This window comes from Rothia nasimurium (genome assembly GCF_928381415.1).
In the GTDB taxonomy this organism is placed as follows: Bacteria; Actinomycetota; Actinomycetes; order Actinomycetales; family Micrococcaceae; genus Rothia; species Rothia nasimurium_H.
Genome location: NZ_CAKMSF010000027.1, coordinates 1 through 730, shown reverse-complemented (window position 1 = coordinate 730; position 730 = coordinate 1). Strand labels below are relative to the sequence as shown.

General features: G+C 59.6%; 1 protein-coding gene. It reads left to right on the top strand.

Annotated features, from left to right (window positions below; all coding sequences use genetic code 11):
- A partial coding sequence (locus tag L7A20_RS11840) for a relaxase domain-containing protein (RefSeq protein WP_237223681.1) occupies nucleotides 1–730 on the top strand: 730 nt, incomplete at both ends.

Below are 730 nucleotides of genomic sequence, written 5' to 3'. Positions count from 1 at the left end.
ACACCGAAAACAACCAGCTTCTAGCCACCCGCACCGCCTACACCTCCGATGGAAATATCGAGGATATTCAGCTTCTGACCCCCGAGGAATACCAAGGGTGGGTTGAATGGATTGACCCGCGCACCGGCGAGAAGCGGGGCACCCTCAAAGAGCGCGTTCACCCGGTTACCGGCAAAACTGAGCAGTCTGTCATGTTCATTGACAAGACCATCAACGCCCCTAAATCTCTCTCCGTCCTAGCGGCCATTGACCCACAGTTCGCCACCGTCCTAGAGCGCACCATGGGCCGAGCTGCCGAAGCGATCGGACGCTACCAAGCGCAGAACCTGCACACCCGCATCATGAGCCAGGGCGTGCGCTCCTGGGTGCCCGTTGAACGCCTAGAATCAGCCACCGTGGTGCATAAGACCTCCCGCGAGGGTGACCCCTTTTGGCACCTGCACTTCCAGACCCTGAACCGGGTCTATGTCGGCGGACGCTGGCGGGCACTGGATACTGCCGAGTTGGTCAAGCACAACGCCACCATCAACGCCCTAGGCACCGCCATTATCAACGGGGACATGGAGCTTCGTGCCTACCTGATGGAAGCCGGGTACAACCTGAACCCGCGCACCGGGGAAATCGAAGAACTCGCCGGGTTCGTTGAGGACTTCAGCAAGCGCAACGCGCAGATTAACACCCGCAAAAAAGAACTCATTGCCCTGTGGGAAGCAGAGCACCCCGGCCAGTC